The organism is Pantoea sp. UBA5923, from assembly GCF_002431095.1.
Lineage (GTDB): Bacteria > Pseudomonadota > Gammaproteobacteria > Enterobacterales > Enterobacteriaceae > Pantoea > Pantoea piersonii.
Map to the genome: position 1 here is coordinate 16,645 of NZ_DJDN01000067.1, position 25,567 is coordinate 42,211.

The window sequence follows — 25,567 nt, forward strand, 5'->3', positions numbered from 1 at the left end:
AAAAAGCCGCGCTGGAGGAACGGGCAGGAACAAAAAAATCCTCTTTATTCCGCTGATTCTCTTTTTACTGCTGGCGGCGGCGCTGCTCTGGCAGCTGTCGCGCAACGCCAGCGGTGACGATCCGACGCGTCTTGAATCGGCGCTGATCGGCAAGCCGGTGCCGCTGTTTAAGCTGGAAGCGCTCGATCGGCCCGGCAAGATCTACGACCAGAAGATCCTGAACGACGGCAAACCGATCCTGCTGAACGTCTGGGCGACATGGTGCCCGACCTGCCGCGCGGAGCATCAGTATCTGAACACGCTGGCGGAGCAGGGTATCCGCGTGGTGGGGCTGAACTATAAAGACGATCGCACTAAAGCGGTCGCCTGGCTTAACTCGCTGGGTAATCCTTACGCGCTCAGCCTTTATGACGGCGACGGCATGCTGGGGCTGGATCTCGGCGTCTACGGCGCGCCGGAAACCTTTCTCATCGACGGCAACGGCATTATCCGCTATCGCCACGCGGGCGACCTGAACGCGCGCGTCTGGCAGCAGGAAGTGCTGCCGCTGTGGCGGAAATACAGCAAGGAGGGCGTATGAAACGCGTTCTTCTGATTCTTTGCGGTCTGCTGTTTAGCTTCAGCCTGTGGGCGGCGATCGATACATACCAGTTCGACTCCGTGGCGCAGGAAGAGCAGTATCGCGATTTGACCGGCTCGCTGCGCTGCCCCAAATGCCAGAACAACAGCATTGCCGACTCGAACGCGATGATCGCAGCGGATATGCGCCTCAAGGTCTATGAGCTGATGAAGCAGGGCCAGAGCCGCCAGCAGATTATCGACTATATGGTGGCGCGCTACGGCAATTTCGTTACCTATGAGCCACCGGTGACGCCGTCGACGCTGATCCTCTGGGTCGGCCCGGCGCTGTTCGCGCTGCTGGGCGGCCTGACTATTATCCTGCGCAGCCGCCAGCGTAAAACGCGCAGCGAGCTGGATGATACCGATCAACAGCGCCTTGCGGCGATACTTAAACGCGACGGGAAGCTGAAATGACCGCTTTGTGGCTAAGCATTATTATTCTGCTGGCGGCCGCCAGCGCCCTGTTTCTCGGTGCCGGATGGCGTCAGCGCCAGGCGAGCGAGGCCGATCGCGATCGCCTTAATACCGATTTTTATCATCAGCGCCTGCGCGAGCTGGAAGAGGATGAGGCGCAGGGCGTTATCGGCGAGCGCGCCACGATGGTCAGCGAGCTGCAGCAGACGCTGCTGACCGATATTCCGCAGCAGGGCGCCGCGCCGTCGCGCGCCAGCAGCCGTCTGGGGCTGCTGCCCGGCGTCGTGGTGCTTATCGCCGTGTCGCTCGGCATGTATCTGAAAAGCGGCGGGCTGGCGCAGGTTGCTGGCTGGATGCAGGTGCAGCAGGATTATCCGGCGCTGCGTGCGCGGGTGATGGATCCGCAGGCGAAACCGCTGACTATGGAGGAGCTGGCGCGTCTGCAGCTCGGCCTGCGCACCGCGCTGCAGTCGCAGCCGGACAACCTTAACGACTGGACCATGCTGGGACGTCTCGGCATGGTGCTGAACAACGCCGCCAGCGCCAGCCAGGCGTTTGAGCATGCGCTGCAGCTCGCGCCCAATAACCTCACGCTGAAACAGGACTATGCTGAAGTACTGACGCGCTCCAGCGATCCGCAGGATAACCGTCAGGCAGGCCTGATGCTGCGCGATATGCTGAAAGATGACGGCAATAATCTGCGTACGCTCGGCCTGCTGGCCTTTAACGCCTATGAACAGCAGCAGTATGACCAGGCTATCAGCGCGTGGCAGGCTATGCTGAAACAGATCCCGGCAGAGGATCGACGCCGCGCGATGATCGAGCGCAGCATTGAACAAGCAAAAACCGACGCGGGCCAGCAGAATACGCAACTGGCGCTGACGGTGACGTTGACGCCGGAGGCAGAAAAAATGTTACCGCCGGGCGGAGTAATGTATATTTCTGTTTCTGACGGTGTTTCACCGGTGCCTGTGGCCGTTAAGCGCTTGCCGCTGAGCCACTTTCCGTTATCGCTTACGCTGGATGACAGCAACGCCATGATGCCGGAGCGCCTGCTTTCGGCGCAGCATCAGGTACAGGTTCGGGTGCGTATCTCCCGCGACGGCAGCGCCAGTCCGCAATCGGGCGACTGGTTTGGTCTGAGCGCGTTAACGCCCTGGGACGGTCATCAGCACATGGCTGTGGAGATTAATCAACAGCAGCCCTGAAGCGATACATCATTAAACCGCACAGGGAGATAACAATGGCTTACCGCCTGACCAGCCTGGTCCTGGCCAGTGTCATGCTGGCTGGATGCGCCAGCTCAAAGCCGGACAGCGAGGCGCCTGCGCAGCGCAGCGATCCGCTTGAAGGCTTTAACCGCACGATGTTTAACTTTAACTACAACGTGCTGGACCCATATGTGCTGCGCCCTGTCGCGGTGGCGTGGCGCGATTACGTGCCGGTACCGGCGCGTACCGGTTTAAGCAATTTCCTCGGCAACCTCGAAGAGCCGGCGAGTATGGTGAACTCGATTCTGGTCGGCGAGCCGCGCCAGGCGGGCATTCACTTCACCCGTTTCTTCCTGAACTCGATACTGGGTCTGGGCGGTTTTATCGACGTCGCGGGCAAGGCGAACCCGGAGCTGGCGCGTGAAGTGCCGCACCGTTTCGGCAGCACGCTCGGCCACTACGGCGTCGGCTATGGGCCTTACGTCGAGCTGCCGGCCTACGGCAGCTTTACCATTCGCGAAGATGGCGGCGACTACGTGGATACGCTCTATCCGGTGCTCGGCTGGCTGACCTGGCCGATGTCTGTCGCTAAGTGGACGCTGGAAGGGGTGGAGACGCGCGCGCAGCTGCTCGACTCCGATGCGCTGCTGAAGCAGCAGTCGGATCCCTACGCCTTTATTCGCAACGCCTATTTCCAGCGTCATGATTTTCTGGCGAACGGCGGTCGGCTGAAGCCGGAAGAGAACCCGAACGCCAGCGCGATTCAGGACGATTTAAAAGATATCGACGCGCAGTAACGGCGGCAACAGATGCAATGGCGACCTCAGGGTCGCCATTTTTTTGCGTGCACCGAACGTAAAACGCGAGTGGCATGGGCAGAGGAGCAAAGCGTCCCGCGCCAGGGAAGGCGCGGGCCGAGCTGGCATGGATGCCGCTTTTTGCGTCTTTGCGATCGGCCCATGCCACTCGCGTGGGCTCCCTGCCTGAGTGAAAATGGCGACCCAGAGGTCGCCATTTTCACTCACTTCCGCTATCAGAACTTATAGTTGAAGTTCGCGCCGTACAGCCAGGCTTTACCTACAGAGTTAAAGGTATAAGGGCCTTCTTGCACCGTGACGTGCTGGCCATGCATATAAGAGACGCCCACATCCACTGAGGCATCCTGCGTAAAGGCGTAAGAGGCGCCCGCGCTCAGCCAGAGACGATCCTGGTCCGGAATAGAGATAGAACGCTTGTCAGCCGGAACCGGGCTGTCATCAAAGGCGATACCGGTGCGGAAGGTCCAGTTATCGTCATAGTAATAGGTGGTGCCCAGCGCGATGCGGTAGGCATCCTTAAAGCTCTCATCTTTATAGAACAGCGTCTGACCGCTTGAACCGGTGGCCTTCAGCTCCTGGAACTGGCTCCAGCTGGTATAGGCCAGGCTGTAGTGTACCGCCCACTGCGGCGCCACTTTATGCCAGCCGGACACTTCCCACATTTCAGGCAGGTTTAGCGTCAGCGCGCCCGGAATGGTCGAGCCGCCGGTGGCGTAAGGCAGCCCTAAGTTGAGGCGATTAATGGCGGTAGGCAGGCTGCTCTTATAATCGCCGTCGAAATCGACTTTAACTTCCGAACGATAGGTAAAGCCAAAGCGGTTGTTTTTATCCACTTCATACAGAATGCCTGCGTTCCAGCCGTAGCCCCACTCGTCGCCCTTCAGATGAGCGACCTGAGTATCGGCGGGAATGCCCAGCGCCGCGCCGGATTCGCCCGCGTAGCGCTCAATCTTGGCGCGTGCGTAAACGGCATCAAAACCGACGCCGAAGCTGAAATGCTCGTTAAGACGATAAGCGGTGCTGAGGTTAAAGTTGGCGGTCATCAGATCGGTTTTGCCGCCGTAGCCGCCCGCCGTATAGTCATCGTTGAATTCTGTCGCCAGACCATAGTTTGAGGTTGCGGATGCGCCGACCCACCACTGATCGTTAATTGGCTGCACATAGTGAAGATTGGGGATCCACTGCGTCGGTGCGATATTGCTGGCGTCGAGGCTGCGGCCGGACGAGCTGTTGCCGGAAATATCGACATCGGGATCGATAAAAACCGCGCCGATAGAGAACGCCGGACGATCCATCAACGCCATCGTCGCCGGGTTGCGGCTGGCCGATGCGGCAGTGTCGCCCATCGCGCCTTCACCAGAGTAGGCGCGCCCCAGACCAGCAGAGGAAAATTCGTTAAGCTGAAAGCCCGCTGCGTATACGTGTGAAGAGACAAGCGCCACTGCAGCCGCCACGGCTGACTTTGCGAACAGGTTTTTATGGCTCATGACCACAACCTCATATGAATTATTATTAACTGTAATTGTTACATGGCGTAACAAGGGTCGGCGGATTGTAGGGACTGACCAGAAGCTGACAAATCAGACCAGTGCGGCAAGTATAGGTCTGACCTGTGTAGATGTTGCAATATTGTTTTTAAAATATTTCTGAATTGATCTGCAAAATTTCGATCCGCTTAACAAAACGGGCGGGGTTGAAAGCAGCATAGCGACTCTAATTTGTTTTGGATCAAATTTTATTGTGATATTCGTCACTTAGCGAGACTCTCATGGCGCATTTTTAGCGGCGGGCGTAAAATTCCGGGCGTTAATCCAGATCGCTAACCGCTTTATTCCCAGGAGAAAACAATGACCAATACCATGAATAAATGCAGCGCTAATGAAACTGCCGCCTGCTGTTGCGTGGATGTCGGCACCGTGATGGATAACAGCGACTGTACTGCCACCTGGTCAGAATGGTTTGCGCAGCGTAGCGAAGCCGAAGCGAAACTGGCGAGCCTGACGAAAAAAGCGCAGCAGGTTGAATCCGATCCCTGCCAGATTGACGCCCGTTTCGATGAGCGCGACAACGGCGTACAGCTTGATATCAGTTTCACCTTCGCCTGCCAGGCCGAAACTTTAATTTTTCAGCTGGGCCTGCGCTAAGCCTCTGAACGCCGTTGCTAAACGGCGTTTTTCATTTTCGTGTTTCCCCTCGCACTTTTTTTCTTTCCTGATTGGCGGCACGCCCGCTTGTCGTTAACACTGTGGATCAGGTCAGACCTCTCAGGGCAATGATGCCCGGTCAACTTTCACAGGTGAAAAGATGAGCAAAGCGCAGCCGTTGCTGACGCGTGCGGGCGATCGCATCGCCATCACTCATGGACTTCGCACGCCGTTCCTGCGCCAGGCAACAGGTTTTCACGGCATTCCCGCCGTGGAGCTCGGCCGGATGGTAGTAAGCGAACTGATGGCGCGCAGCGAACTGCCGGTCGAGGTAATAGAGCAGATAGTCTTTGGGCAGGTTATCCAGATGCCGGAAGCGCCCAATATCGCGCGGGAGATTGTTCTCAGCAGCGGGCTGAGCGTGCACACCGACGCCTACAGCGTCAGCCGCGCCTGCGCCACCAGCTTTCAGGCGGTCGCCAACGTGGCGGAGAGCCTGATGGCGGGCACCATCAGAGCGGGTATCGCAGGGGGCGCGGACTCCTCATCGGTGCTGCCGATTGGCGTCAGCAAAACCCTGGCGCGCGCGCTGCTCGACCTCAGTAAGGCGCGCAGCGTCGGCCAGAAGATGCAGATCCTGCGTCGGCTGCGGCCGCGCGATCTGCTGCCGGTGCCGCCTGCCGTCGCCGAGTACTCCACCGGTTTGCGCATGGGCGATACGGCGGAGCAGATGGCGAAAACACACGGCATAACGCGCGCCGCGCAGGACGAGCTGGCGCTACGGTCGCACCAGCGCGCCGCCAGCGCCTGGCAGTCCGGCGTACTGCAGCAGGAGGTGATGCCCGCCTTCGCGCCGCCGTGGAAAGCGCCGATTGAGCAGGACAATAACGTGCGCATGGCGGCGAAAATCGAAGACTATACGCGACTGCGTCCGGCGTTTGACCGCCAGCACGGCAGCGTTACGGCGGCCAACAGTACGCCGCTTACCGACGGCGCGGCGGCGGTGGTGCTGATGAGCGAAGGACGCGCGCGTGAACTGGGCCTCTCGCCGCTGGGCTACCTGCGCAGCTACGCTTTTACCGCCACTGACGTCCAGCAGGACATGCTGCTCGGTCCCGCCTACGCCTCGCCGCTGGCGCTGGATCGTGCTGGCGTCGCGCTTGGCGATTTAACGCTGATCGATATGCATGAAGCCTTCGCCGCCCAGACGCTTTGCAATCTGCGCTGTTTCAGCGACGAACGCTTCGCGCGTGAAAAACTCAACCGCCCGCATGCGCTGGGCGAGGTCAATGAAGAGCGTTTTAACGTTCTCGGCGGCTCTATCGCCTACGGCCATCCTTTTGCCGCCACTGGCGCGCGTATGATCACCCAAACGCTGCATGAACTGCGGCGGCGCGGCGGCGGGCTGGGGCTGGTTACCGCCTGCGCCGCAGGCGGCTTAGGCGCGGCAATGGTTCTGGAGGCGGAATAATGGAGCAGAGCGCTTTCTCTTTACAGATGCGGCAGGATCAGGTCGGCGTCATCGTTATCGACGTGCCGGGCGAAAAAATGAATACGCTGCGCGCGGCTTTTGCGCAGCAGCTGGCGGCGGTCATTGACGAGGCGCGGCGCAATACGCAGCTGGCTGGCCTGGTGCTCATCTCCGGCAAGCCGGATAACTTTATCGCCGGCGCCGATATCAGCATGATCGCCGACTGCCGCAGCGCGCAGGAGGCTGAGGCGCTGGCGCGCCAGGGACAGGAAGCGATGGCGGCGATCGCGGCGCTGCCGTTTCCTGTGGTGGCGGCGATTCACGGCGCCTGCCTGGGCGGCGGGCTGGAGCTGGCGCTCGCCTGCGACGCGCGTATCTGTACGCTGGACGATAAAACCCGGCTCGGCCTGCCGGAAGTACAGCTGGGGCTGCTGCCCGGATCGGGCGGCACGCAGCGTCTGCCGCGCCTGGTGGGTCTGCGACAGGCACTGCCGCTGATGCTGACCGGCAAAACCCTGCGGGCGAAACAGGCGCGCAGGCTGGGGCTGGTGGATGATGCCGTACCCCAGGCGATCCTGCTGGAAACGGCAGTCGCGCGGGTGCTGAAAGGCAGGCACTCTGCCCGCGAACTGCCGCTGCGCGACCGCGTTATGCAGGCGCCGCTGGCGCGCCATGCGTTCTTCGCGCTGGCGCAGCGCGAAACCGCCCGTAAAACACACGGCAACTATCCGGCCGCGCAGCGCATTATCGACGTGGTGCGCACCGGCATCGAGCAGGGCAGTGAGGCGGGACACCGGGCTGAGGCGCGCGCGTTCGGCGAACTGGCGATGACGCCGGAATCCGCCGCGCTGCGCAGCCTGTTCTTCGCCAGTACGGCGATGAAAAAAGAGCGGGGGGCAGATGCCGAACCGCGCGCGCTAAGAGAGATCGGCGTGCTGGGCGGCGGCCTGATGGGCGGCGGCATCGCCAGCGTAACGGCGATTAACGCCGGTCTGCCGGTACGCATCAAGGATATCAACCTGCAGGGCGTCAACCATGCGCTGAAAGCCAGCTGGGATGGACTGAGCGAAAAGGTAAAACGGCGGCATATCAGCGCGGCGCAGCGCCAGCAGCAGATGGCGCGCATCACCGGCGGCATCGATTATCAGGGCTTTGCGCAGCGCGATCTGGTGATTGAAGCGGTATTCGAAGATCTGCCGCTCAAACAGCAGATGGTGCGCGAGGTAGAAACGCACTGTGCGCCGCATACCATTTTTGCCTCTAATACCTCGTCGCTGCCCATTGCGGATATCGCCGCGCAGGCGCAGCGGCCGGAGAACGTTATCGGGCTGCACTATTTTAGTCCGGTGGAAAAAATGGTGCTGGTAGAGGTGATCCCGCACAGCGGCACCTCGCAGCAGACGCTGGCCACCACCGTCGCGCTGGCGAAAAAGCAGGGCAAAACGCCCATCGTCGTGGCGGATCGCGCCGGATTCTATGTAAACCGCATCCTCGCGCCCTACATAAATGAAGCGATGCGCTGCCTGCTGGAAGGCGAGCCCATTGAGCATATCGATCGCGCGCTGGTCAAAGCGGGCTTTCCCATCGGCCCGATTCAGCTGCTGGACGAGGTAGGCATTGACGTCGGCAGTAAGATCACGCCGGTTCTGCATCAGGCGTATGGCGAACGCTTCGCCGCGCCCGCCGCGTTTGAAGCGGTGCTGAAGGACGATCGTAAAGGGCGGAAAAATGGCAAAGGCTTCTATCTGTATGGCGGCAGGCAGCGCGGCAAAAAGCCCGATCCTGCGCTCTATCAGCTGCTGGGGCTGCAGCCTGCGGCGAAACAGAGTGAACAGCAGATCGCCGAGCGCTGCATGATGATGATGCTTAACGAGGCGGCGCGTTGCCTGGATGAAGGGGTAATCCGCAACGCGCGCGACGGCGACGTCGGCGCGGTATTTGGCATCGGCTTTCCGCCTTTTCTCGGCGGCCCGTTCCGCTATATGGACCGGCGCGGTGCGGCAAATATTGTACAAACATTACGCGCGTTAATGGGCCGGTATGGCGATCGCTTCGCCCCTTGCGAGGGGCTGCTGAAGATGGAACAGCAGGAAAGGAAATTTTACATTTCCTGACCGAATGGAATAACCGTACCGATTCAGCGGGTTAGAAAAGCGCCGTCGAAGCAGGCGGCGCGGCGCGTTTCTGAGAAGCGCTTATTTAATAAACAACCGGTTGACTATACTCAAGTCATTGGGGTACAACACAGCGTTCATTCGCAGAATGAAGAGTCAGGCGCCTCCGCGCCGGGCGATATCGACAAACAACAGCGGTGCTTTATGCAAGTTTTTATCATGCGTCACGGCGATGCTGCTCTTGAAGCCGCCAGTGATTCGGTGCGACCTCTTACCCATTGCGGCTGTGATGAATCACGCCAGATGGCGAGCTGGCTTAACAGCCAGACGGTGGACGTAGAACGTGTGCTGGTCAGTCCCTATCTTCGTGCCCAGCAGACGCTGGCGACGGTACGCGAAGCGTTAAATCTGCCGGAGGGGCAGGATATTTTGCCGGAACTGACGCCCGGCGGCGATCCCGGCCTGGTGGCCTGCTATCTGCAGGCGCTGGGGAATGAAGGGGTGAAGTCGGCTATCGTGATTTCGCACCTGCCGCTGGTCGGCTATCTGGTTTCAGAACTCTGCCCGCAGGAAGCGCCGCCGATGTTCGCCACTTCTGCCATCGCCTGCGTGGATTTCGATCCCGCCAGCTGTGAAGGCAAACTGTTGTGGCAGGTCAGCCCCTCTAAACTGGCGAAAGCCATATAATGCCCGCGGGCCGCGCAGACGGCCCATCCCTTCTTAAGGCAGCTCGGGCGGTTGCCACTCCTCAACCTCAATCAGCACCAGCAAGGCCGCGTCGCCGCCAAACATTTTCGGCGCCTGATGAAAGGCCATGACGTAAGGGTGCTGCGCCAGCCAGAGCGGCGTCTGCTGCTTGAGTATATGTTTGCCGTGGCCAGTCATGACGCTGGCGCAGAACAGATGTTCGCGCCGACAGGCGGCGATCAGCGCGCCCAGCTCCTGTTTGGCCTGCTGCTGCGTTAAGCCATGCAGGTCGAGAAAAATTTCCGGCGTATAGTCGCCGCGCCGCAGCTTTTTCAGCTCGTAATGGCTGACGTCGGCGCGTACATAGCGCGTCGCGCCTTCGGTTGCCAGCAACGGCTGAAACTCGTCGGAAAAGTAGTGGCTGTTATCCACCTGTTCGGAAATTAATCGCTTTAGCGGCAGCTCGCGGCTTTTCACCGCGGGTTTATGCACCACGGTGTCCTGCTTTATTTTGCGCGTGCCGCTCATTAGCTGGCGAAACAACGCTTTGTCGTCGTCATTAAGAGGGTTTTTTTTACTCATTTCAGGCGAATCTTGTCTGATAAGGCTGGAAAACAGCGAATGGCGTTACCTTACCGCCCGATCCGCTAATTGTCAGCTTTTTCACCTTGCTGCGCTGAATTCTCCCCGGCTTCATGGCACACTATCGGCCGATTTAGCAATTGGGCCTGCGGAGGGCTACGTGGACAAAATTTTCGTCGATGAGGCAGTCAACGAACTGCACACCATTCAGGATATGTTGCGCTGGGCGGTCAGCCGTTTTTCCGCCGCCGGGATCTGGTACGGTCACGGCACCGACAATCCCTGGGACGAAGCGGTGCAACTGGTCCTGCCCACGCTCTGGCTGCCGCTGGATATTCCGGAAGATATGCGCAGCGCGCGCCTTACCGCCAGCGAGCGTCATCGTATCGTTGAGCGCGTGATCCGCCGCGTCAACGAGCGTATTCCGGTAGCCTACCTCACCAATAAAGCCTGGTTCTGCGGCCACGAGTTTTTTGTCGATGAACGCGTGCTGGTGCCGCGCTCGCCCATCGGCGAGCTGATTGAAAACCGCTTTGCCGGATTAATCCCCGAAGCGCCGCGTCATATCCTCGATATGTGTACCGGCAGCGGCTGTATCGCTATCGCCTGCGCATACGCCTTTCCGGAAGCGGAAGTCGACGCGGTGGATATCTCTTATGACGCGCTGGCGGTGGCCGAGCAGAATATTGAGGAGCATGGCCTGACTCAACAGGTGACACCGATCCGCGCCGATCTGTTCCGCGAACTGCCGCCGTTGAAATATGATCTGATCGTCTCCAATCCGCCCTATGTCGATGCGGAAGATATGGAAGATCTGCCGAACGAATATCGCCACGAGCCGGAACTGGGCCTGGCGGCAGGCAGCGACGGCCTGAAGCTGGTGCGCCGCATTCTCGCCTGCGCGCCTGGCTATCTGAGCGACAACGGCGTGCTGATCTGCGAAGTAGGCAACAGCATGGTGCATATGATCGATCAGTATCCCGACGTGCCCTTTACCTGGCTGGAGTTCGATAACGGCGGCGACGGCGTCTTTATGCTGACGCGCCAGCAGATCGTCGACGCACAACATCACTTTTCTATTTATAAAGACTGAGCGAACGCTTCGTAACAAGGAATCACCATGGCCGGAAACAGCATCGGACAACTTTTTCGCGTAACTACCTTTGGCGAGTCACACGGTCTCGCGCTGGGCTGCATCGTTGACGGCGTGCCGCCTGGCATTCCGCTGACCGAAGCGGATATCCAGCACGATCTCGACCGCCGCCGTCCCGGCACCTCGCGCTATACTACGCAGCGCCGCGAGCCGGATCAGGTGAAAATTTTGTCCGGCGTTTTCGAGGGCGTCACCACCGGCACCTCGATCGGCCTGCTGATTGAAAATACCGACCAGCGTTCGCAGGACTACGGCGCGATTAAAGATCTGTTTCGTCCCGGTCATGCCGATTACACCTATGAGCAAAAGTATGGCCTGCGCGACTATCGCGGCGGCGGCCGCTCATCGGCGCGTGAAACCGCGATGCGCGTCGCGGCGGGCGCGATTGCCAAGAAATATCTGCAGATGAAGCATGGCATCCTGGTTCGTGGCTATCTGGCGCAGATTGGCGACGTGGCGTGCGAGCTGAAAGAGTGGAGCATCGTTGAAGAGAATCCCTTCTTCTGCCCGGACGCCAGCAAGCTGGAGGCGCTGGACGAGCTGATGCGCGCCCTGAAGAAAGAGGGCGACTCTATTGGCGCCAAAGTTACGGTAATGGCGGAAAACGTGCCGCCGGGCCTCGGCGAGCCGGTTTTTGATCGCCTTGACGCCGACCTGGCGCATGCGCTGATGAGCATCAACGCGGTGAAAGGGGTGGAGATCGGCGACGGCTTTGCGGTGGTGAACCAGCGCGGCAGCCAGCATCGTGACGAGATCCGCGCCAGCGGTTTCCAGAGCAACCATGCGGGCGGCATCCTCGGCGGCATCAGCAGCGGCCAGACCATCAGCGCTAACCTGGCGATGAAGCCGACCTCCAGCATCACCGTACCGGGCAACACCATTACGCGCAGCGGCGAAGAGGTAGAGATGATCACCAAAGGACGTCACGATCCCTGCGTAGGGATCCGGGCCGTACCGATCGCCGAAGCGATGATGGCGATCGTGCTGATGGATCATCTGTTGCGCCATCGTGCGCAGAACGCCGACGTTAACAGCACCGTACCGCGCTGGTGACGCCATGAAATCACTGTTTATTCTCTTATCGGCGCTGATCTTCAGCGCCTCAGGGCTGGCCGCGACGCCGTGGCAGCGTATTCAGCAGCCGATCCCGGGAAGCGCGCAGTCTATTGGCTCCTTCGCTAACGGCTGTATCGTCGGCGCGCAGGCGTTGCCGCTCAACGCGCCTAATTATCAGGTGATGCGCCAGGACCAGCGGCGCTATTTCGGCCATCCCGATCTGATCCTGTTTATTCAGCGTCTCAGCACGCAGGCGCACAACCTGCAGCTCGGCAACGTGCTGATAGGCGATATGGGCATGGCGGCAGGCGGGCGCTTCAGCAGCGGGCACGCCAGCCATCAGACCGGGCTCGATGTCGATATCTGGCTACAGTTGCCCAAAACCCGCTGGAGCGCGCAGCAGCTGCTGAAGCCGCAGCCGCTCGACCTGGTGACGGCGGATGACAAAAGCGTGGTGGCGCGTCACTGGCAGCCGGAGATCGACAGCCTGATCAAACTGGCGGCGAAAGATAACGATGTTACGCGCATCTTCGTCAATCCGGCGATTAAAAAGCAGCTTTGCGCCGACGCTGGCGCCGACCGCGACTGGCTGCGCAAGGTGCGCCCCTGGTTCGCTCATCGCGCGCATATGCATGTGCGGCTGCGCTGTCCGGCCAACAGTATCGGCTGTGAAGATCAGCCTGCACCGCCGCCGGGCGACGGCTGCGGTGCCGAGCTGGAGAGCTGGTTCCTGCCGAAGAAACCGGGCAGCGGCGCGCCTGTGAAGCGCGAGCCGCCGCCACTGCCGCAGGCGTGTCAGGCGCTGCTGGATAAACATCTGTTATAAGGGATCTCCATGGAGTGGTTTGTCGTCAGCCCGATGGTCGTCGGGATTCTGTTTCTGGTCGCTGTGCTGGCGGCCTTTATTGACTCCATCGCCGGTGGCGGCGGGCTGCTCACCGTACCCGCACTGCTGGCGGCCGGTCTCTCTCCTGCGCAGGCGCTGGCGACCAATAAGCTGCAGTCAGTGGGCGGCTCTTTTTCCGCGAGCCTCTACTTTGTGCGCCGCGGCGCGGTAAAACTGAGCGAACAGCGGCTCAATATCGCCATGACCTTTATCGGCGCGGTGCTGGGTACCATCCTGATCCAGCACCTTAACGCCGATGCGCTGCGTCAGGTCTTGCCGCTGCTGTTAATCGCTATCGGCCTGTGGTTTCTGCTGATGCCGCGTCTCGGCGAAGAAGATCGCGCGCGCCGCCTCTATGGCTTGCCCTATGCGCTGGTCGGCGGCGGCTGCGTCGGCTTTTACGACGGCTTCTTCGGGCCTGGCGCGGGCTCTTTCTACGCGCTCGCCTTTGTTACCCTGTGCGGCTTCAACCTCGCCAAAGCCACCGCGCATGCCAAAATTCTGAATTTCACCTCTAACTTTGCCAGCCTGCTGTTTTTTATGTTTGGCGGTAAAGTGATCTGGGGAACCGGCTTTATTATGCTGCTTGGTGCCTTCTGCGGCGCGCGGCTTGGGGCGCGGCTGGTACTGAGCCGCGGACAGAAGCTGATCCGCCCGATGGTGGTGATCGTTTCTGCGGTAATGAGCGCGAAGCTGCTGTGGGACGCTCACGGCAGCGCGCTGCTGGCGTGGATCGCCGCGCTGTAATACATTCATTCCCGGCGCCGCGATAATGACGCCGTTTTTACGATGACACCATGAACACGACGCACCATTACGAACAACTGATTACGATTTTCGATAGCTGCTTTCGCGACGAGTTTCAGACCCGTCTAATTAAAGGCGACGACGAACCCATTTATCTTCCGGCAGACGAGAGTTCGCCGTGGAACCGCGTGGTGTTCGCGCATGGCTTTTACGCCAGCGCGCTGCACGAAATTTCTCACTGGTGTATTGCTGGCGAGGCGCGGCGCAAGCTGGTGGATTTCGGCTACTGGTACTGCCCGGACGGACGCGACGCTCAGACGCAAAATCAGTTTGAATCCGTGGAGATCAAGCCGCAGGCGCTGGAGTGGATGTTTTGCGTCGCGGCGGGCTTCCCGTTCAACGTTAGCTGTGACAATCTCGACGGAGATTGTGAACCCGATCGCATCGCGTTTCAGCGCAAGGTCCATGCTCAGGTTATCTCTTATCTGGAGAATGGCATTCCTGCGCGGCCCGCGCGTTTTATCACCGCTCTGGCGGACTTTTATGGCACGCCTGCACTGACGTCAGCACAGTTTCCCTGGCCAGACGATCTGTGATGAGTGCAGACATTATTAAAGAGGAATTGAGATGATCGCAGAATTTGAAGCGCGTATTCTGGCCCTGATTGACGATATGGTCGATCACGCCAGCGATGACGAGCTGTTCGCCAGCGGCTATCTGCGCGGTCACCTGACCCTCGCGGTCGCGGAAATCGAACAGTCGGGCGAGCATACGCCGGAAGCGTTGCAGATCCAGGTCGCCAACAGCCTGCAAAACGCCATTGCTGCCGGCGAGCTGTCGCCGCGCGATCAGGTGCTGGTGGTCGGCATGTGGGACAACCTGTTCCAGCAGGCGCGCCAGACCGCCTGAGACAGCGGGGCGGCGCCATGCCGCCCCGGTACTATTTCCCCGCTTTTTTCCCTTTCAGCAGCTTTCTCACCCAGTAGCGGTTCGGGCTGAGCGCGGCCAGCGTCGCGCCATCCAGCGGCTGCGGTTCGCCGCTCATCTGCGCTGCCAGCACTTCGGCGGCAAGCGGGGCGCTGCACAGGCCGCGCGACCCCAGCGCGCCCAGCAGAAAAAGCCCGGCATAGTGCGGGGCCGCGGCGATGGCTTCGCCGCGCGCGCGCTGCTCTGGAAGATCCGCATAGCTTGCCAGCGTCGCATCGTAGTCGGGCATAGCGCCCGCCATCGGCAGATGGTCGCGCGTGGCGCAGCGCACGCCGATGCGCGCTTCGCCCGCGCTGACGTCCACCTTTTCCGCCCAGCCGCAGCCGGGCAACGAGTGGAGCAGCCGCGTGCGGTTCTGCTGCTGATCCTCTTCACGATAGACGGTCGCGGTATCGCCGCGATGGTAGCTGGCGCCGATGCAGTGGGTGCCGAACTGCGGGCTGACCGGCGTCAGATAGCCGTCGTAGCAGAGTACGGTTTTCAGCGCCTTCAGACCCGGTGTGCTGGGAACATGGCTCACCTGGCCAGAAACCGCATAGGTCGGCAGCTGCGCACTTTGCGGCAGGGCGCTGAGCTGGTAGCCGGTCGCCAGCACCAGGTTCTGGTGCCGCGCCTCTTTACCGTCGGCGAAGCGCAGCGTCCAGACTTCATCCGTTTGCGAAAGCTGCGTCAGGCGGTGCAGCCAGTGAATGCGCAGCCCCTGCGTTTCGCCATGCGCCAGCAGGCCGCTGGTAAGTTCGGCGGGGGAGAGCCAGCCGCCGAGCGGATAGAAAATGCCGCCGACACCCAGCTCGACCTGCGCCAGCGCCTCCGCCTCTTCCGGGCTCACGCCGCGCGCAATCGCCTCGGGCAGCCCCATCGCCAGCATCTGCGTTATTTTGTCGGCGCTTTTCTCATCCCAGCCGAGCTGCAGTACGCCGCTCCAGTGGTGCTCATAGCTTACTGGCGCGGCGTCATACAGCCGACGCGCAAAGCTAAAGGCGGCGGGAAAGAAGCGCGCCAGCGCCGGGTCATGCTGATTCAGCAGCGGATAGAGCGCGCCCTGGCGATTGCCCGACGCGCCCAGCGCAGCAGCCTCATCGGCGCAGTAGAGCGTGACGCGCCAGCCGCGGCGCAGCAGGGTGAGCGCCAGCACCGCGCTCGCTACGCCGCCGCCGACGATCGCCGCCTCGCTTCCTTGCGCGGCGGGACGCGCATACCAGGGCTGCGCGACGGGCAGATCCGGTGCCTGCTTCAGCACGCCGCACAGCATCTCGCGCTTGTGGCCGAAGCCCTTGCGCCGCGTGACCTCAAAGCCCGCCTCCTGCAAACCGCGACGCACGAAACCGGCGGCGGTGAAGGTGGCGAAAGTGGCGTCGGGCCGCGCCAGCTTAGCCATCGCGCTGAACAGCTGCGGCGTCCACATATCGGGATTTTTCGCCGGCGCGAAGCCGTCGAGAAACCAGGCGTCTACCTGGCGAAAGAGGCTGTCATCAAAGGTTTCAATAAGGGGATTAATATCGCCGAGCCAGAGATCGAGCGTGACGCGGCCGCCGTCGAACAGCAGGCGCTGGCAGCCGGGCAGGGCGACGGGCCACTCCCGCTGCAGCTGACTGGCCCAGGGCTGCAGTTCCGGCCAGCGCTGATGCGCCGCTGCTAAATCAGCCTGCGTCAGCGGGAATTTTTCAAAGCTGATAAAGTGCAGCCGCTGCAGCGCGGCGTCAGGCTGCACCTGCTGAAAAGCATCAAACGCCTGCCACAGCGCCAGAAAATTAAGGCCGGTGCCGAAGCCGCTTTCCGCCACGATAAAGAGATCACGCGTATGCCGCGTGAAACGCTCCGGCAGATCGTTGCCGCCCAGAAAGACGTAACGCGTCTCTTTAAGACCGTTGTCATTGGAAAAATAGACGTCATCAAAGGCTCGGGAAACAGGTGTACCCTGTTCATTCCAGCTTAGCTGGGCGTGTTCAACCGGGGAGAATTTCACGGTAAAGGCTCATTTTTCAGGCAATGGCGCGATTTTAGCGACCAGGGTCACATGACGCAAATTTACAAAAGGAAATGGCTGATCGGACTTGTTCGGCGTACAAGTGTAAGCTAGAGTGCACGTCAATCCAAAAAGAAGTGGAATGAGGAATACTGAATGAAACGTGCAGTGATTACTGGCCTGGGGATTGTTTCCAGCATTGGTAATAACCAGCAGGAAGTGCTGGCTTCTCTGCGTGAAGGCCGTTCCGGCATCACCTTCTCTCAGGAGATGAAGGATTCCGGTATGCGTAGTCACGTCTGGGGTAACGTCAAACTGGATACCACCGGCCTTATCGATCGCAAAGTTGTGCGTTTTATGAGTGATGCATCTATCTATGCTTACCTCTCCATGGAAGAAGCGATCAAAGATTCTGGCCTGACCGACGAGCAGTATCAGAGCAACCCGCGTGTGGGTCTGATTGCCGGTTCCGGCGGCGGCTCGCCGCGCTTCCAGGTATTCGGCGCTGACGCTATGCGCAGCCCGCGCGGCCTGAAAGCGGTCGGCCCTTATGTGGTAACCAAAGCGATGGCATCCGGCGTCTCCGCCTGTCTCGCCACGCCGTTTAAAATCCACGGCGTGAACTACTCGATCAGCTCTGCCTGTGCGACTTCCGCGCACTGTATTGGCAATGCGGTCGAGCAGATCCAGCTGGGCAAACAGGACATCGTGTTTGCCGGCGGCGGCGAAGAGCTGTGCTGGGAAATGGCGTGCGAGTTCGACGCAATGGGCGCGCTCTCTACCAAATATAACGACTCGCCGGAAAAAGCGTCTCGTACCTATGACAGCGAGCGTGACGGCTTCGTTATCGCGGGCGGCGGCGGCATGGTCGTGGTTGAAGAGCTGGAGCACGCGCTGGCGCGCGGCGCGCATATCTATGCAGAGATCGTCGGCTACGGCGCGACCTCTGACGGCGCGGACATGGTTGCGCCATCAGGCGAAGGCGCAGTGCGCTGCATGAAGATGGCGATGCAAGGCGTTGATACGCCGATCGACTACCTGAACAGCCACGGCACCTCAACGCCGGTAGGCGACGTGAAAGAGCTGGGCGCAATCCGTGAAGTCTTCGGTGACAACACTCCGGCTATCTCCGCCACCAAAGCGATGACCGGGCACTCGCTGGGCGCGGCGGGCGTGCAGGAAGCGATCTACACCCTGCTGATGCTGGAACACGGCTTTATCGCGCCGAGCATCAATATCGAAACGCCAGATCCGGCGGCGGAAGGGATGAACATCGTCACTAAACCGACCGAAAAAGCGCTCACCACCGTGATGTCCAACAGCTTCGGCTTCGGTGGCACCAACGCGACCCTGACAATGCGTAAGTTCCAGGCGTAATCGCTAAAAATGTTCTATAAAGGGCCGGTCTGACCGGCCCTTTTTCTTTTGTGGGGCAGAAGCAGAGACGTTTATAACAAGGAGCTACGTCCGTCATGACCACAACTGCAACCGAGCCGCATTCGGCTTCCACCTTGCCGCTGGCCTGCTCTTCGCTGGCCGTCTTTATCACCTACCTTACCGCCGGGCTGGCGCTGCCGGTTATTCCGCTCTACGTCCATCAGGAACTGGGCATGAATAACGTGATGGTCGGCGTCGCGGTCGGCATTCAGTTTTTCGCCACGCTGCTGACGCGCGGCTTTGCCGGGCGCCGCGCCGATCGGCACGGCGCGAAGCGCACCACGCAGCAGGGGATGCTGGCGATTATGCTGGTGGGCGTCGCCTATCTTGCCGCCGCGCTGCTGCCGGTTCCGGCGCTGATTAAGTTCGCGCTGCTGGCGCTGGGGCGTCTGCTGCTCGGCTTCGGCGAAAGTTTTCTGCTTACCGGCAACCTGACCTGGGGGCTGGGACTGGTCGGTGCGAAGCGATCCGGGCTGGTGATGTCATGGAACGGCATGGCGATCTACGGCGCGCTGGCCGCCGGGGCGCCGCTCGGCCTGCTGCTGCACCAGCACGGCGGCTTTGCGCTGCTGGGCGCGGTCGCCACGGCGCTGCCGCTGGCGGCGCTGGCGCTCAACAGCGGTATCCGCCCGGTGCCGGTGATGGGCGGCGAGCGGCCTTCGCTGTTCAGCGTGATCCGCGCTGTGCTCCAGCCGGGCCTGGCGCTGGCGCTGCAGGGCGTCGGCTTTGCGGTGATCGGCACCTTCACTTCGCTCTATTTTGCCGTCCAGCACTGGGGCAACGCGGGCTTTACCCTGACGGCGTTCGGCGTCGCCTTTGTGCTGGTGCGCCTGATTTTCGGCGGTACGCCTGACCGCCACGGCGGCATCCGCGTCGCGCTGATCTCGCTGCTGGTGGAGGCGGCGGGTCTGCTGCTGCTGGCGTTTGCCGTCAATGGCTGGATGGCGCTGATCGGCGCTGCGCTGACCGGCTGCGGCTGCTCGCTGATTTTCCCGGCGCTTGGCGTCGAGGTAGTGAAACGCGTCTCGCCGCAGGTGCGCGGTACGGCGCTGGGAGGCTTCTCCGCTTTTCAGGATGTTGCCTACGGCGCCAGCGGGCCGATTGCCGGACTCATCGCAACCGCGCTCGGCTACGGCTCAGTCTACCTGGCGGGCGCCTGCTGCGCGCTGCTGGGCATAGTCGTTACCTGGCGCTTTTCCCGTCGCGCCTGAACAGCGCGGCCAGCTTCGCGCAGCCTGAGGCGATTTCGCCGGGCGCCAGCGCGGAAAACCCAAGGATCCAGCCTGGCTGCGCTGGCGTATCGATCGCCAGCGGGCTGAGGCGCGGCAGCGTCAACCCGTCTCTTTCCGCCTGCGCGGTCAGCGCCGCCTCATCTTCGCCTGCGCTGAGCCTGACCGTTAACTGCAGCCCACCGGGTGAGGCTGTCGGCGTCAGCCAGGGCGAAAGGGGCTGCAGCCGCGCCAGCAGCAGGTCGCGGCGGCTGCGATAGAGCTGACGCATCAGCCGCAGGTGGCTGGCGAAATGTCCCTGCTGCAAAAAGGCTGCCGTCACCGCCTGCGGTAGCAGAGCGCTGTGCCCATCCATCACGCTGCGCGCCTGACCGAGCGGGGCCACCAGCGCGGGCGGCACCACCATCCACGCCAGCCGCAGCGAGGGAAAAAGCGATTTGGAAAAGGTGCCCAGCGCGATCACCCGGCCATGACGATCCAGCCCCTGCATGGCGGGCGTCGGCCGATCGTCATAGTGAAACTCGCTGTCATAGTCATCCTCAATAATCCAGCTGCCGTGGCGCTGCGCCCACGCCAGCCATGCAAGGCGGCGCGGCAGGCTCATCGCGACGCCGCCAGGGTAGTGGTGCGACGGGGTCAGGTAGAGCAGCTTCGCCGCGCCGCTCTGCAGTTGCGCGCCTTCGCTATCCAGCGGCACGCCGCGGCAGCGCGCGCCAGCCGCCACAAAGGCGTTGCGCGCGCCGGGATAGCCGGGCGTCTCCAGCCACACCTCATCGCCGGGATCGAGAAACATCATCGCCAGCAGCTGTAACGCCTGCTGCGAGCTGGTCAGAATAATCACCTGCTCCGGACGGCAGCGCATTCCGCGCGACAGCGCCAGATAGTCCGCCACCGCGCTGCGCAGCGGCAGATAACCGAGCGGATCGCCGTAGCCCATCAGTTGACTTCCCTCGGCGCGCTGCACGCTGGCGCTCAGCCGCCGCCACAGGCGGTGTGGAAACGCGCGCAGCTCCGGCGAACCGGCGGCGAAAGCGTGGGGGAAGGGGGGATCCTGGCAGCCGCCGGTAGCGATAACCGCGCTGCCGCGCGAGGAGAAGCGCGGCAGCTCCGCAGGCGCGGCGCGCGGCGTCTGCGGAGGCATCACGATGGCGACAAAGGTGCCGCGGCCGACCTCGCGGCTGAGATACCCCTCGCTTTCCAGCTGCGCATAGGCCGCCTCCACCGTTACGCGCGACAGGCCGAGATCGCCCGCCAGCTGGCGCGTCGACGGCACTTTTTGCCCGAAGCTGAGATGGCCTGCGGCAATCGCCTGGCGCAGCGTGGCGCACAGGCGTTCGCGCAGCCCGCCCTGCGCGTGATGGCTGAAAAGCGTCAGCAGCGGCGTACTCATAATGGTCTTATCTCATCGTGGATATGGGTCTCAGGGAGCAGTCCACTTTGCCGTAAACTGACCGCATACCACAACAGGAGAATAACTATGTCACAGGTTCTACGTTTCCCGCCGCCGTCGCCGCAGCAAAGCCTCGACTATCTGCAAAACAAACTTGCCTGGTACGCCGACGCCTGGGATGTCGCGGACGATCTGGCTCATCAGGTAACGGATATCGTGGTGATTGACGCGCGTTCGCCGGAAGCCTACCGCGCGGGGCATATTTGCGGCGCCCTGAGTTTTCCGCATCGCAACATGACTGCCGAAAGTACGGCAGGGCTGGATCGCAGCAAAGTCTATGTCACCTACTGCGACGGCATCGGCTGCAACGGATCGACCAAAGCGGCATACAAGCTGGCGGCGCTGGGTTTTCAGGTGAAGGAGCTAATCGGCGGGCTGGATTTCTGGCGACGCGATGGCCATCCGATGGGCTGGGGCGACGCGCCGGGCGAATGGCCTGCAGCCACCCCCGGCGCGCAGTGCGGCTGTTAACTCAGAGCAGCAGCCACAGCAGCAGAGCGACTACCATCAGCGCGACAGCCACCCCCAGCATCGGGCGCTGCGCCAGCGGCTGCGGCAGCGCGGCGATAAAGGGCGCCCAGATCGGCTGCGGGCGCAGCGCGCTGTCGGCCAGAGGCTGCTCCTGATTTTTTTCGGCGCGGCGCGCAAAGAGCTGATTGAGCAGATCCTGCGTCTGGGCAGGCGTCAGGATCGTTTGCGGCGTCGCCTGAAAACGCTGCAGGCTGTAATCCTCCAGCTGCTGACGTTCGCTGCGATCGAGCGGCTGCTTGAGCGAGACTTCCAGTATCTGCAAAGTAGGCGCGCTGTGCTGGCTCAGCGTCTGGCGCACCTGCAGATACTGCGTCAGCAGCGGGAAATGGCGCGACGGGATAGGATCGCCGCTGGTGAGGTTGACCAGCTTAAGCGCTGAGGCCCAGATTTTTCCGGTGGATTCGCCCGTAGCGGCCGCCAGTCGGGCGATCTGCTGGTTCAGCGTCTGATGCTCGGCAGGCAGCATCGTACGGTCGGTGGTGCGCGACTGCTGCGGCTGCGGGATCGCCATCTGACCGTTTTGCAGCATCGTCAGGACCTGACGCAGCTGATCCTGCGACAGCGAACTCAGCACAGTCTGACCGAACTGCTGACGGATAAAATCACTTACCGCCTGACGATTATTGCCCTGCGGCAGCAGGTCGGTGAGCTGAGTAAGCAGCTGGCGCGTGGCGCGTCCGTTTTCCGCCTGCGTCAGGCGGTTGTTCAGATACTGCTCCGCCGCCGGAAAATGGCGCGACTGCAGCTCCGCTTCGCTTTTCACGCCCACTTCACGCTGTACGCCCGCCCAGAGTTCAGGCGCTTTTAGTGTGCTGAATGACATAATGCGCACAATCAGGCGCTCCAGCGTGGTGCGCTGGGCCGGAGAAAGAGGCTGATCGCCAGGCGTCGCGCCGGGACGGGGCGCGCCAGTTGACGGCGTGACAGCAGAACGATCGCCCATCGGCGCACCGGGGCCGCTAAGAGGTTGCATGGCGGAATCCTTGAAAACAGAACAGCGTGGGGTGCGCCGGAAAAAAGATGCGCCATGATAGCAAAAGCCCCCGGGAAATCACACGGGGGCCTCTGTTTATTCAGCTATGCGTCACTGCCGCCTGACGACGCCTGAGCGGGGTTTTCAGACGCTGCGCAAGGATCACGCCAGTCAGCGTCATCGCGCCGCCGATCCAGTGATAGGCGTGCAGCTGCTCATGCAGGAACAGCACCGCGATAATAGCGGTAAAGACCGGGATAAAATTCATAAAGATGCTGGTCGTGCTGGCGCCCAGGCGCTGTACGCCGAGGATCCACAGAAAGGGCGCGATAATCGAAGCGAACAGCCCGGCAAACAGCACCAGCGGGATATTTTGCGCGTTAAGCGCGACCTCAGGCGCGCGCAGAAAGCCCGGCAGCAGCAGCAGGACGCCAAAGCAGATCTGCACATAGAGGCTCTGCCAGTTAGGCAGCGGAATCGCCCAGCGCCGGGTCAGCACGCCGTAGAGCGCATAAGAGGTCGAGGCGGCCAGCATCATCAGTTCGCCGCTGCCGAGACGCTGCTGCAGCAGCTGCGCAGGATGGCCCTCGCTCACCAGCCATACCAGGCCCGCAAACGACAGAAGGCCGCCGATAAGAATACCGCGCGTCGGCGCCAGCCGCAGCACCACCAGACTGAGCAGAATGGTCAGCAGAGGAATAGTCGCGCCGAGAATGCCCATCATGACCGCCGAGACGCTGTGCGCGGCGTAGTAGGCCAGGCTCTGATACAGCACCATGCCGAGCAGGCCGAGGATCAGCAGCCGTCCCAGATTGGCCCGGATAGTATGGCGATGCCGCCACGCGCCCGGCAGCGCGAAAGGCGTTAGCACGACAAACGCCAGCAGCCAGCGGTAAAACGAAATAGCGGCGGGATCGATGCTCCCGGCGGAGAGCTTGCTGACGATGGTATTCACCGACCAGATCAGCACCGCCAGCAGCGGAAAAAGTAAATTCATGATGGGCTCCTGAGAAGTAATGCGTTCAGTTTACTTTTGACTGCTTTTAAGGAGATAGTTAAAACCAGACAAAAAATGTTGCTGACCGGACAGAATGAATTTACAGGTTGAATACCAGCCGCCCGAAGATGCGCTGCGGCTTCACTACTTTATGCGCTATGAGCAGACCAACGCCAAAACTGAATATCTGCCGCATACCCATGAATGGGGGCAGGTGATATTCGTGACGCGTCACGTACTGGAGATGAACGTCGAGGGCGAGCGGCTGTTAACGCCTGCCAGCATCCCTATCTGGATCCCGCCGCGCCAGCGGCACGCCAGCTATAACCACCAGCAGGCGCAGTTTCGCACGTTTAATCTCGCCGCCTCGCTGTGCGACGGCCTGCCCCGGCAGGCGTGCCTGCTGAATGCCGACGCTATCGTACATGCGATTATGGATGAGTTCGCGCGCCTTGGGCTGGAACAGCCGGAAAGCCCGGAGCAGTGGCGGCTGTGCGAGGTGCTGCGCGATCGGCTGCGGCTGGCGCCGGTGCAGGAGAGCTATCTGCCCGGTTCGCAGGATAAGTTTCTCGCGCCGGTGCTGCAGGCGCTGGAGGCGCATCCCGGCGACAACACCACGCTGGCGGAATGGGCCACGCGCGTCTTTACCACCGAGCGTACGCTGGCGCGTCGCTGTCGGCAGGATCTGCATATGTCCTTCAGCGAGTGGCGACAGCGGCTGCGTTTTCTGCACGCCGTCGCGCAGCTGGGGCAGGGCAAAAGCGTGCAGGCGATTGCGCACGATCTCGGCTACAGCTCGGCGTCGGCGCTGATTGTGATGTTCCAGCAGCAGGCGGGCACCACGCCCGATCGCTACCGCGCACGCCTGGGTTAACAGGCGCGTTTGTGCCACAATAGCGCATCTTAATAATGCAACCAGCAGGAAGGCCGTGGTGAAGATTCTTGTCGATGAAAATATGCCCTATGCGCGTGAACTGTTTAGCCGCACCGGCAGGGTGCTGGCGGTGCCGGGACGTCCGCTGCCGCAGCAGGAACTGGACGATGCCGACGGCCTGATGGTGCGGTCGGTCACGCAGGTGAACGAAGCGCTGCTCGCCGGCAAGCCGGTCAAATTCGTCGGCACCGCCACGGCGGGCACCGACCATATCGATGAAGAGTGGCTGCAACAGGCGGGCATCGCCTTTTCCGCCGCGCCGGGCTGTAATGCCATTGCCGTGGTGGAGTATGTCTTTTCTGCGCTGCTGCTGCTGGCGGAGCGCGACGGATTCTCGCTGCGCGACCGCACCGTCGGCATCGTCGGCGTGGGCAACGTGGGCGGACGACTGCAAAAGCGGCTGGAAGCCTGGGGCGTGAAAACTCTGCTGTGCGATCCGCCGCGCGCCGATCGCGGCGACGAGGGGGAGTTCCATTCTCTTGACGCGCTGGTGGCGGAGGCGGATATCCTGACTTTCCATACGCCGCTGTTTAAAGAGGGGCCTTATAAAAGCTGGCATCTCGCCGATGCGGCGCTGCTGATGGCGCTGAAGCCCAACGCCATTCTGATCAACGCCTGTCGCGGGCCGGTGGTGGATAACGCCGCGCTGCTGGAGGTGCTGAAAATGCGCGCCGATCTCAGCGTGGTGCTGGATGTCTGGGAGCCGGAACCGGCGCTGTCGCTCGACCTGCTGGACAAGGTGGATATCGGTACGGCCCATATCGCCGGTTATACCCTGGAGGGCAAGGCGCGCGGCACGACGCAGGTGTTTGAAGCCTGGTGCGACTTTCTCGGCCAGCCGCAGCAGGTGCCGCTCAGCGAGCTGCTGCCGACTCCGGAATTCAGCAGCGTCACCCTTAACGGCCCGCTCGATCAGCCAACGCTGAAACGTCTGGCGCATCTGGTGTATGATGTGCGCCGCGACGACGCGCCGCTCCGTAAAGTGGCGGCTAAACCCGGCGAATTTGACCGCCTGCGCAAAGAGTATGAAGAGCGCCGCGAGTGGTCATCGCTGGAGGTGATCTGCAGCGACGCAGAGACCGTCAGCCTGCTGAATGCCCTGGGGTTTTGCGCGCGTCTCAACAATAGCTAAATTAAACTTCTCGCCGTACCAAATATG

Annotated in this window: 25 protein-coding genes; 19 read left to right on the top strand and 6 right to left on the bottom strand. The window is 61.4% G+C overall.

All coding sequences use genetic code 11. From position 1 onward, the window contains the following. Positions 1 to 37: 37 nt before the first annotated feature. From B3797_RS15720 to mlaA, 4 genes are read left to right on the top strand one after another with little or no spacing between them, the layout of a single operon-like run. On the top strand, positions 38 to 580 hold the full coding sequence (locus tag B3797_RS15720) for a DsbE family thiol:disulfide interchange protein (RefSeq protein ID WP_311791578.1): 543 nt from the start codon (positions 38 to 40) through the stop codon (positions 578 to 580). Continuing rightward, entirely contained in the window at positions 577 to 1,035 is a 459-nt protein-coding gene (locus tag B3797_RS15725; protein ID WP_120452996.1) for a cytochrome c-type biogenesis protein, read from the top strand. Before B3797_RS15720 ends, B3797_RS15725 begins: the two co-directional genes overlap by 4 nt. Further along, the gene (gene ccmI / locus B3797_RS15730; protein ID WP_311791556.1) at positions 1,032 to 2,243 is read left to right on the top strand and encodes a c-type cytochrome biogenesis protein CcmI; all 1,212 of its coding nucleotides are present in this window, start codon (positions 1,032 to 1,034) and stop codon (positions 2,241 to 2,243) included. Before B3797_RS15725 ends, ccmI begins: the two co-directional genes overlap by 4 nt. 35 nt (positions 2,244 to 2,278) lie before the next feature. Beyond that, the gene (gene mlaA, locus B3797_RS15735; RefSeq protein WP_311782698.1) at positions 2,279 to 3,043 is read left to right on the top strand and encodes a phospholipid-binding lipoprotein MlaA; all 765 of its coding nucleotides are present in this window, start codon (positions 2,279 to 2,281) and stop codon (positions 3,041 to 3,043) included. A gap of 236 nt (positions 3,044 to 3,279) precedes the next feature. Here mlaA and fadL read toward each other — a convergent pair whose 3' ends face one another. Next, on the bottom strand, positions 3,280 to 4,551 hold the full coding sequence (gene fadL / locus B3797_RS15740) for a long-chain fatty acid transporter FadL (RefSeq protein ID WP_271152853.1): 1,272 nt from the start codon (positions 4,549 to 4,551) through the stop codon (positions 3,280 to 3,282). A gap of 360 nt (positions 4,552 to 4,911) precedes the next feature. Here fadL and B3797_RS15745 point away from each other — a divergent pair, with 360 nt between their 5' ends. From B3797_RS15745 to sixA, 4 genes are all read left to right on the top strand, one after another. Then, entirely contained in the window at positions 4,912 to 5,208 is a 297-nt protein-coding gene (locus B3797_RS15745) for a YfcZ/YiiS family protein (RefSeq protein WP_311782696.1), read from the top strand. 160 nt (positions 5,209 to 5,368) lie between these two features. Next, positions 5,369 to 6,679 carry an acetyl-CoA C-acyltransferase FadI gene (gene fadI / locus B3797_RS15750; protein WP_311791557.1) on the top strand — a complete coding sequence of 437 codons (1,311 nt, stop codon included), beginning with the start codon at positions 5,369 to 5,371 and terminating at the stop codon, positions 6,677 to 6,679. Next, positions 6,679 to 8,793, top strand: a complete 2,115-nt coding sequence (gene fadJ / locus B3797_RS15755; RefSeq protein WP_311791558.1) for a fatty acid oxidation complex subunit alpha FadJ — start codon at positions 6,679 to 6,681, stop codon at positions 8,791 to 8,793. Before fadI ends, fadJ begins: the two co-directional genes overlap by 1 nt. A 204-nt stretch (positions 8,794 to 8,997) precedes the next feature. Beyond that, a complete protein-coding gene (gene sixA / locus B3797_RS15760) occupies positions 8,998 to 9,480 on the top strand; it encodes a phosphohistidine phosphatase SixA (RefSeq protein ID WP_120453009.1) in 483 nt (160 codons plus the stop codon). Positions 9,481 to 9,513: 33 nt separating this feature from the next. Here the strand turns inward: sixA and smrB are convergent, their stop codons facing one another. Next, on the bottom strand, positions 9,514 to 10,062 hold the full coding sequence (gene smrB, locus B3797_RS15765) for an endonuclease SmrB (RefSeq protein WP_081140321.1): 549 nt from the start codon (positions 10,060 to 10,062) through the stop codon (positions 9,514 to 9,516). Positions 10,063 to 10,222: 160 nt separating this feature from the next. Between smrB and prmB the strand changes: the two genes are divergently transcribed. The 6 genes from prmB to B3797_RS15795 are packed head-to-tail and all read left to right on the top strand — an operon-like array spanning position 10,223 to position 14,813. After that, a complete protein-coding gene (gene prmB / locus B3797_RS15770) occupies positions 10,223 to 11,155 on the top strand; it encodes a 50S ribosomal protein L3 N(5)-glutamine methyltransferase (protein WP_311791559.1) in 933 nt (310 codons plus the stop codon). Between the two features lie 27 nt (positions 11,156 to 11,182). Beyond that, positions 11,183 to 12,268 carry a chorismate synthase gene (aroC, locus tag B3797_RS15775; protein WP_120453013.1) on the top strand — a complete coding sequence of 362 codons (1,086 nt, stop codon included), beginning with the start codon at positions 11,183 to 11,185 and terminating at the stop codon, positions 12,266 to 12,268. Positions 12,269 to 12,272: 4 nt separating this feature from the next. Next, positions 12,273 to 13,097: a penicillin-insensitive murein endopeptidase gene (gene mepA, locus B3797_RS15780; RefSeq protein ID WP_311782692.1), complete on the top strand. Its 825-nt coding sequence runs from the start codon at positions 12,273 to 12,275 to the stop codon at positions 13,095 to 13,097. Positions 13,098 to 13,106: 9 nt separating this feature from the next. Beyond that, positions 13,107 to 13,904, top strand: coding sequence for a sulfite exporter TauE/SafE family protein (locus B3797_RS15785; protein WP_311782691.1), 798 nt, complete (start codon positions 13,107 to 13,109; stop codon positions 13,902 to 13,904). A gap of 50 nt (positions 13,905 to 13,954) precedes the next feature. Continuing rightward, a complete protein-coding gene (locus B3797_RS15790; RefSeq protein WP_126690023.1) occupies positions 13,955 to 14,500 on the top strand; it encodes an elongation factor P hydroxylase in 546 nt (181 codons plus the stop codon). Positions 14,501 to 14,531: 31 nt separating this feature from the next. Continuing rightward, a complete protein-coding gene (locus B3797_RS15795) occupies positions 14,532 to 14,813 on the top strand; it encodes a YfcL family protein (protein WP_311782690.1) in 282 nt (93 codons plus the stop codon). A gap of 31 nt (positions 14,814 to 14,844) precedes the next feature. Here the strand turns inward: B3797_RS15795 and mnmC are convergent, their stop codons facing one another. Further along, positions 14,845 to 16,857, bottom strand: a complete 2,013-nt coding sequence (gene mnmC, locus B3797_RS15800) for a bifunctional tRNA (5-methylaminomethyl-2-thiouridine)(34)-methyltransferase MnmD/FAD-dependent 5-carboxymethylaminomethyl-2-thiouridine(34) oxidoreductase MnmC (protein WP_311791560.1) — start codon at positions 16,855 to 16,857, stop codon at positions 14,845 to 14,847. Between the two features lie 156 nt (positions 16,858 to 17,013). Here mnmC and fabB point away from each other — a divergent pair, with 156 nt between their 5' ends. Then, positions 17,014 to 18,234: a beta-ketoacyl-ACP synthase I gene (gene fabB / locus B3797_RS15805; protein ID WP_311791561.1), complete on the top strand. Its 1,221-nt coding sequence runs from the start codon at positions 17,014 to 17,016 to the stop codon at positions 18,232 to 18,234. A 95-nt stretch (positions 18,235 to 18,329) separates the two neighbouring features. Continuing rightward, positions 18,330 to 19,505, top strand: coding sequence for an arabinose transporter (locus tag B3797_RS15810; RefSeq protein WP_311782687.1), 1,176 nt, complete (start codon positions 18,330 to 18,332; stop codon positions 19,503 to 19,505). Here the strand turns inward: B3797_RS15810 and B3797_RS15815 are convergent. Further along, entirely contained in the window at positions 19,477 to 20,913 is a 1,437-nt protein-coding gene (locus tag B3797_RS15815; protein WP_311791562.1) for a PLP-dependent aminotransferase family protein, read from the bottom strand. The genes B3797_RS15810 and B3797_RS15815 overlap by 29 nt on opposite strands. An 87-nt stretch (positions 20,914 to 21,000) precedes the next feature. Between B3797_RS15815 and B3797_RS15820 the strand changes: the two genes are divergently transcribed. Then, positions 21,001 to 21,444: a rhodanese-like domain-containing protein gene (locus B3797_RS15820; RefSeq protein WP_311791563.1), complete on the top strand. Its 444-nt coding sequence runs from the start codon at positions 21,001 to 21,003 to the stop codon at positions 21,442 to 21,444. 1 nt (position 21,445) lies between these two features. On the opposite strand, the gene flk is transcribed toward B3797_RS15820, so the two are convergent. Then, on the bottom strand, positions 21,446 to 22,477 hold the full coding sequence (gene flk / locus B3797_RS15825; protein WP_311791564.1) for a flagella biosynthesis regulator Flk: 1,032 nt from the start codon (positions 22,475 to 22,477) through the stop codon (positions 21,446 to 21,448). Between the two features lie 100 nt (positions 22,478 to 22,577). Then, positions 22,578 to 23,474 (bottom strand): DMT family transporter, encoded by an 897-nt coding sequence (locus B3797_RS15830; RefSeq protein ID WP_311791565.1) that lies wholly within the window; start codon positions 23,472 to 23,474, stop codon positions 22,578 to 22,580. A 94-nt stretch (positions 23,475 to 23,568) separates the two neighbouring features. Between B3797_RS15830 and B3797_RS15835 the strand changes: the two genes are divergently transcribed. Continuing rightward, on the top strand, positions 23,569 to 24,348 hold the full coding sequence (locus tag B3797_RS15835) for an AraC family transcriptional regulator (protein ID WP_311791566.1): 780 nt from the start codon (positions 23,569 to 23,571) through the stop codon (positions 24,346 to 24,348). Positions 24,349 to 24,406: 58 nt separating this feature from the next. Further along, positions 24,407 to 25,540, top strand: coding sequence for a 4-phosphoerythronate dehydrogenase PdxB (gene pdxB / locus B3797_RS15840; protein WP_311791567.1), 1,134 nt, complete (start codon positions 24,407 to 24,409; stop codon positions 25,538 to 25,540). Positions 25,541 to 25,567: the final 27 nt, after the last annotated feature.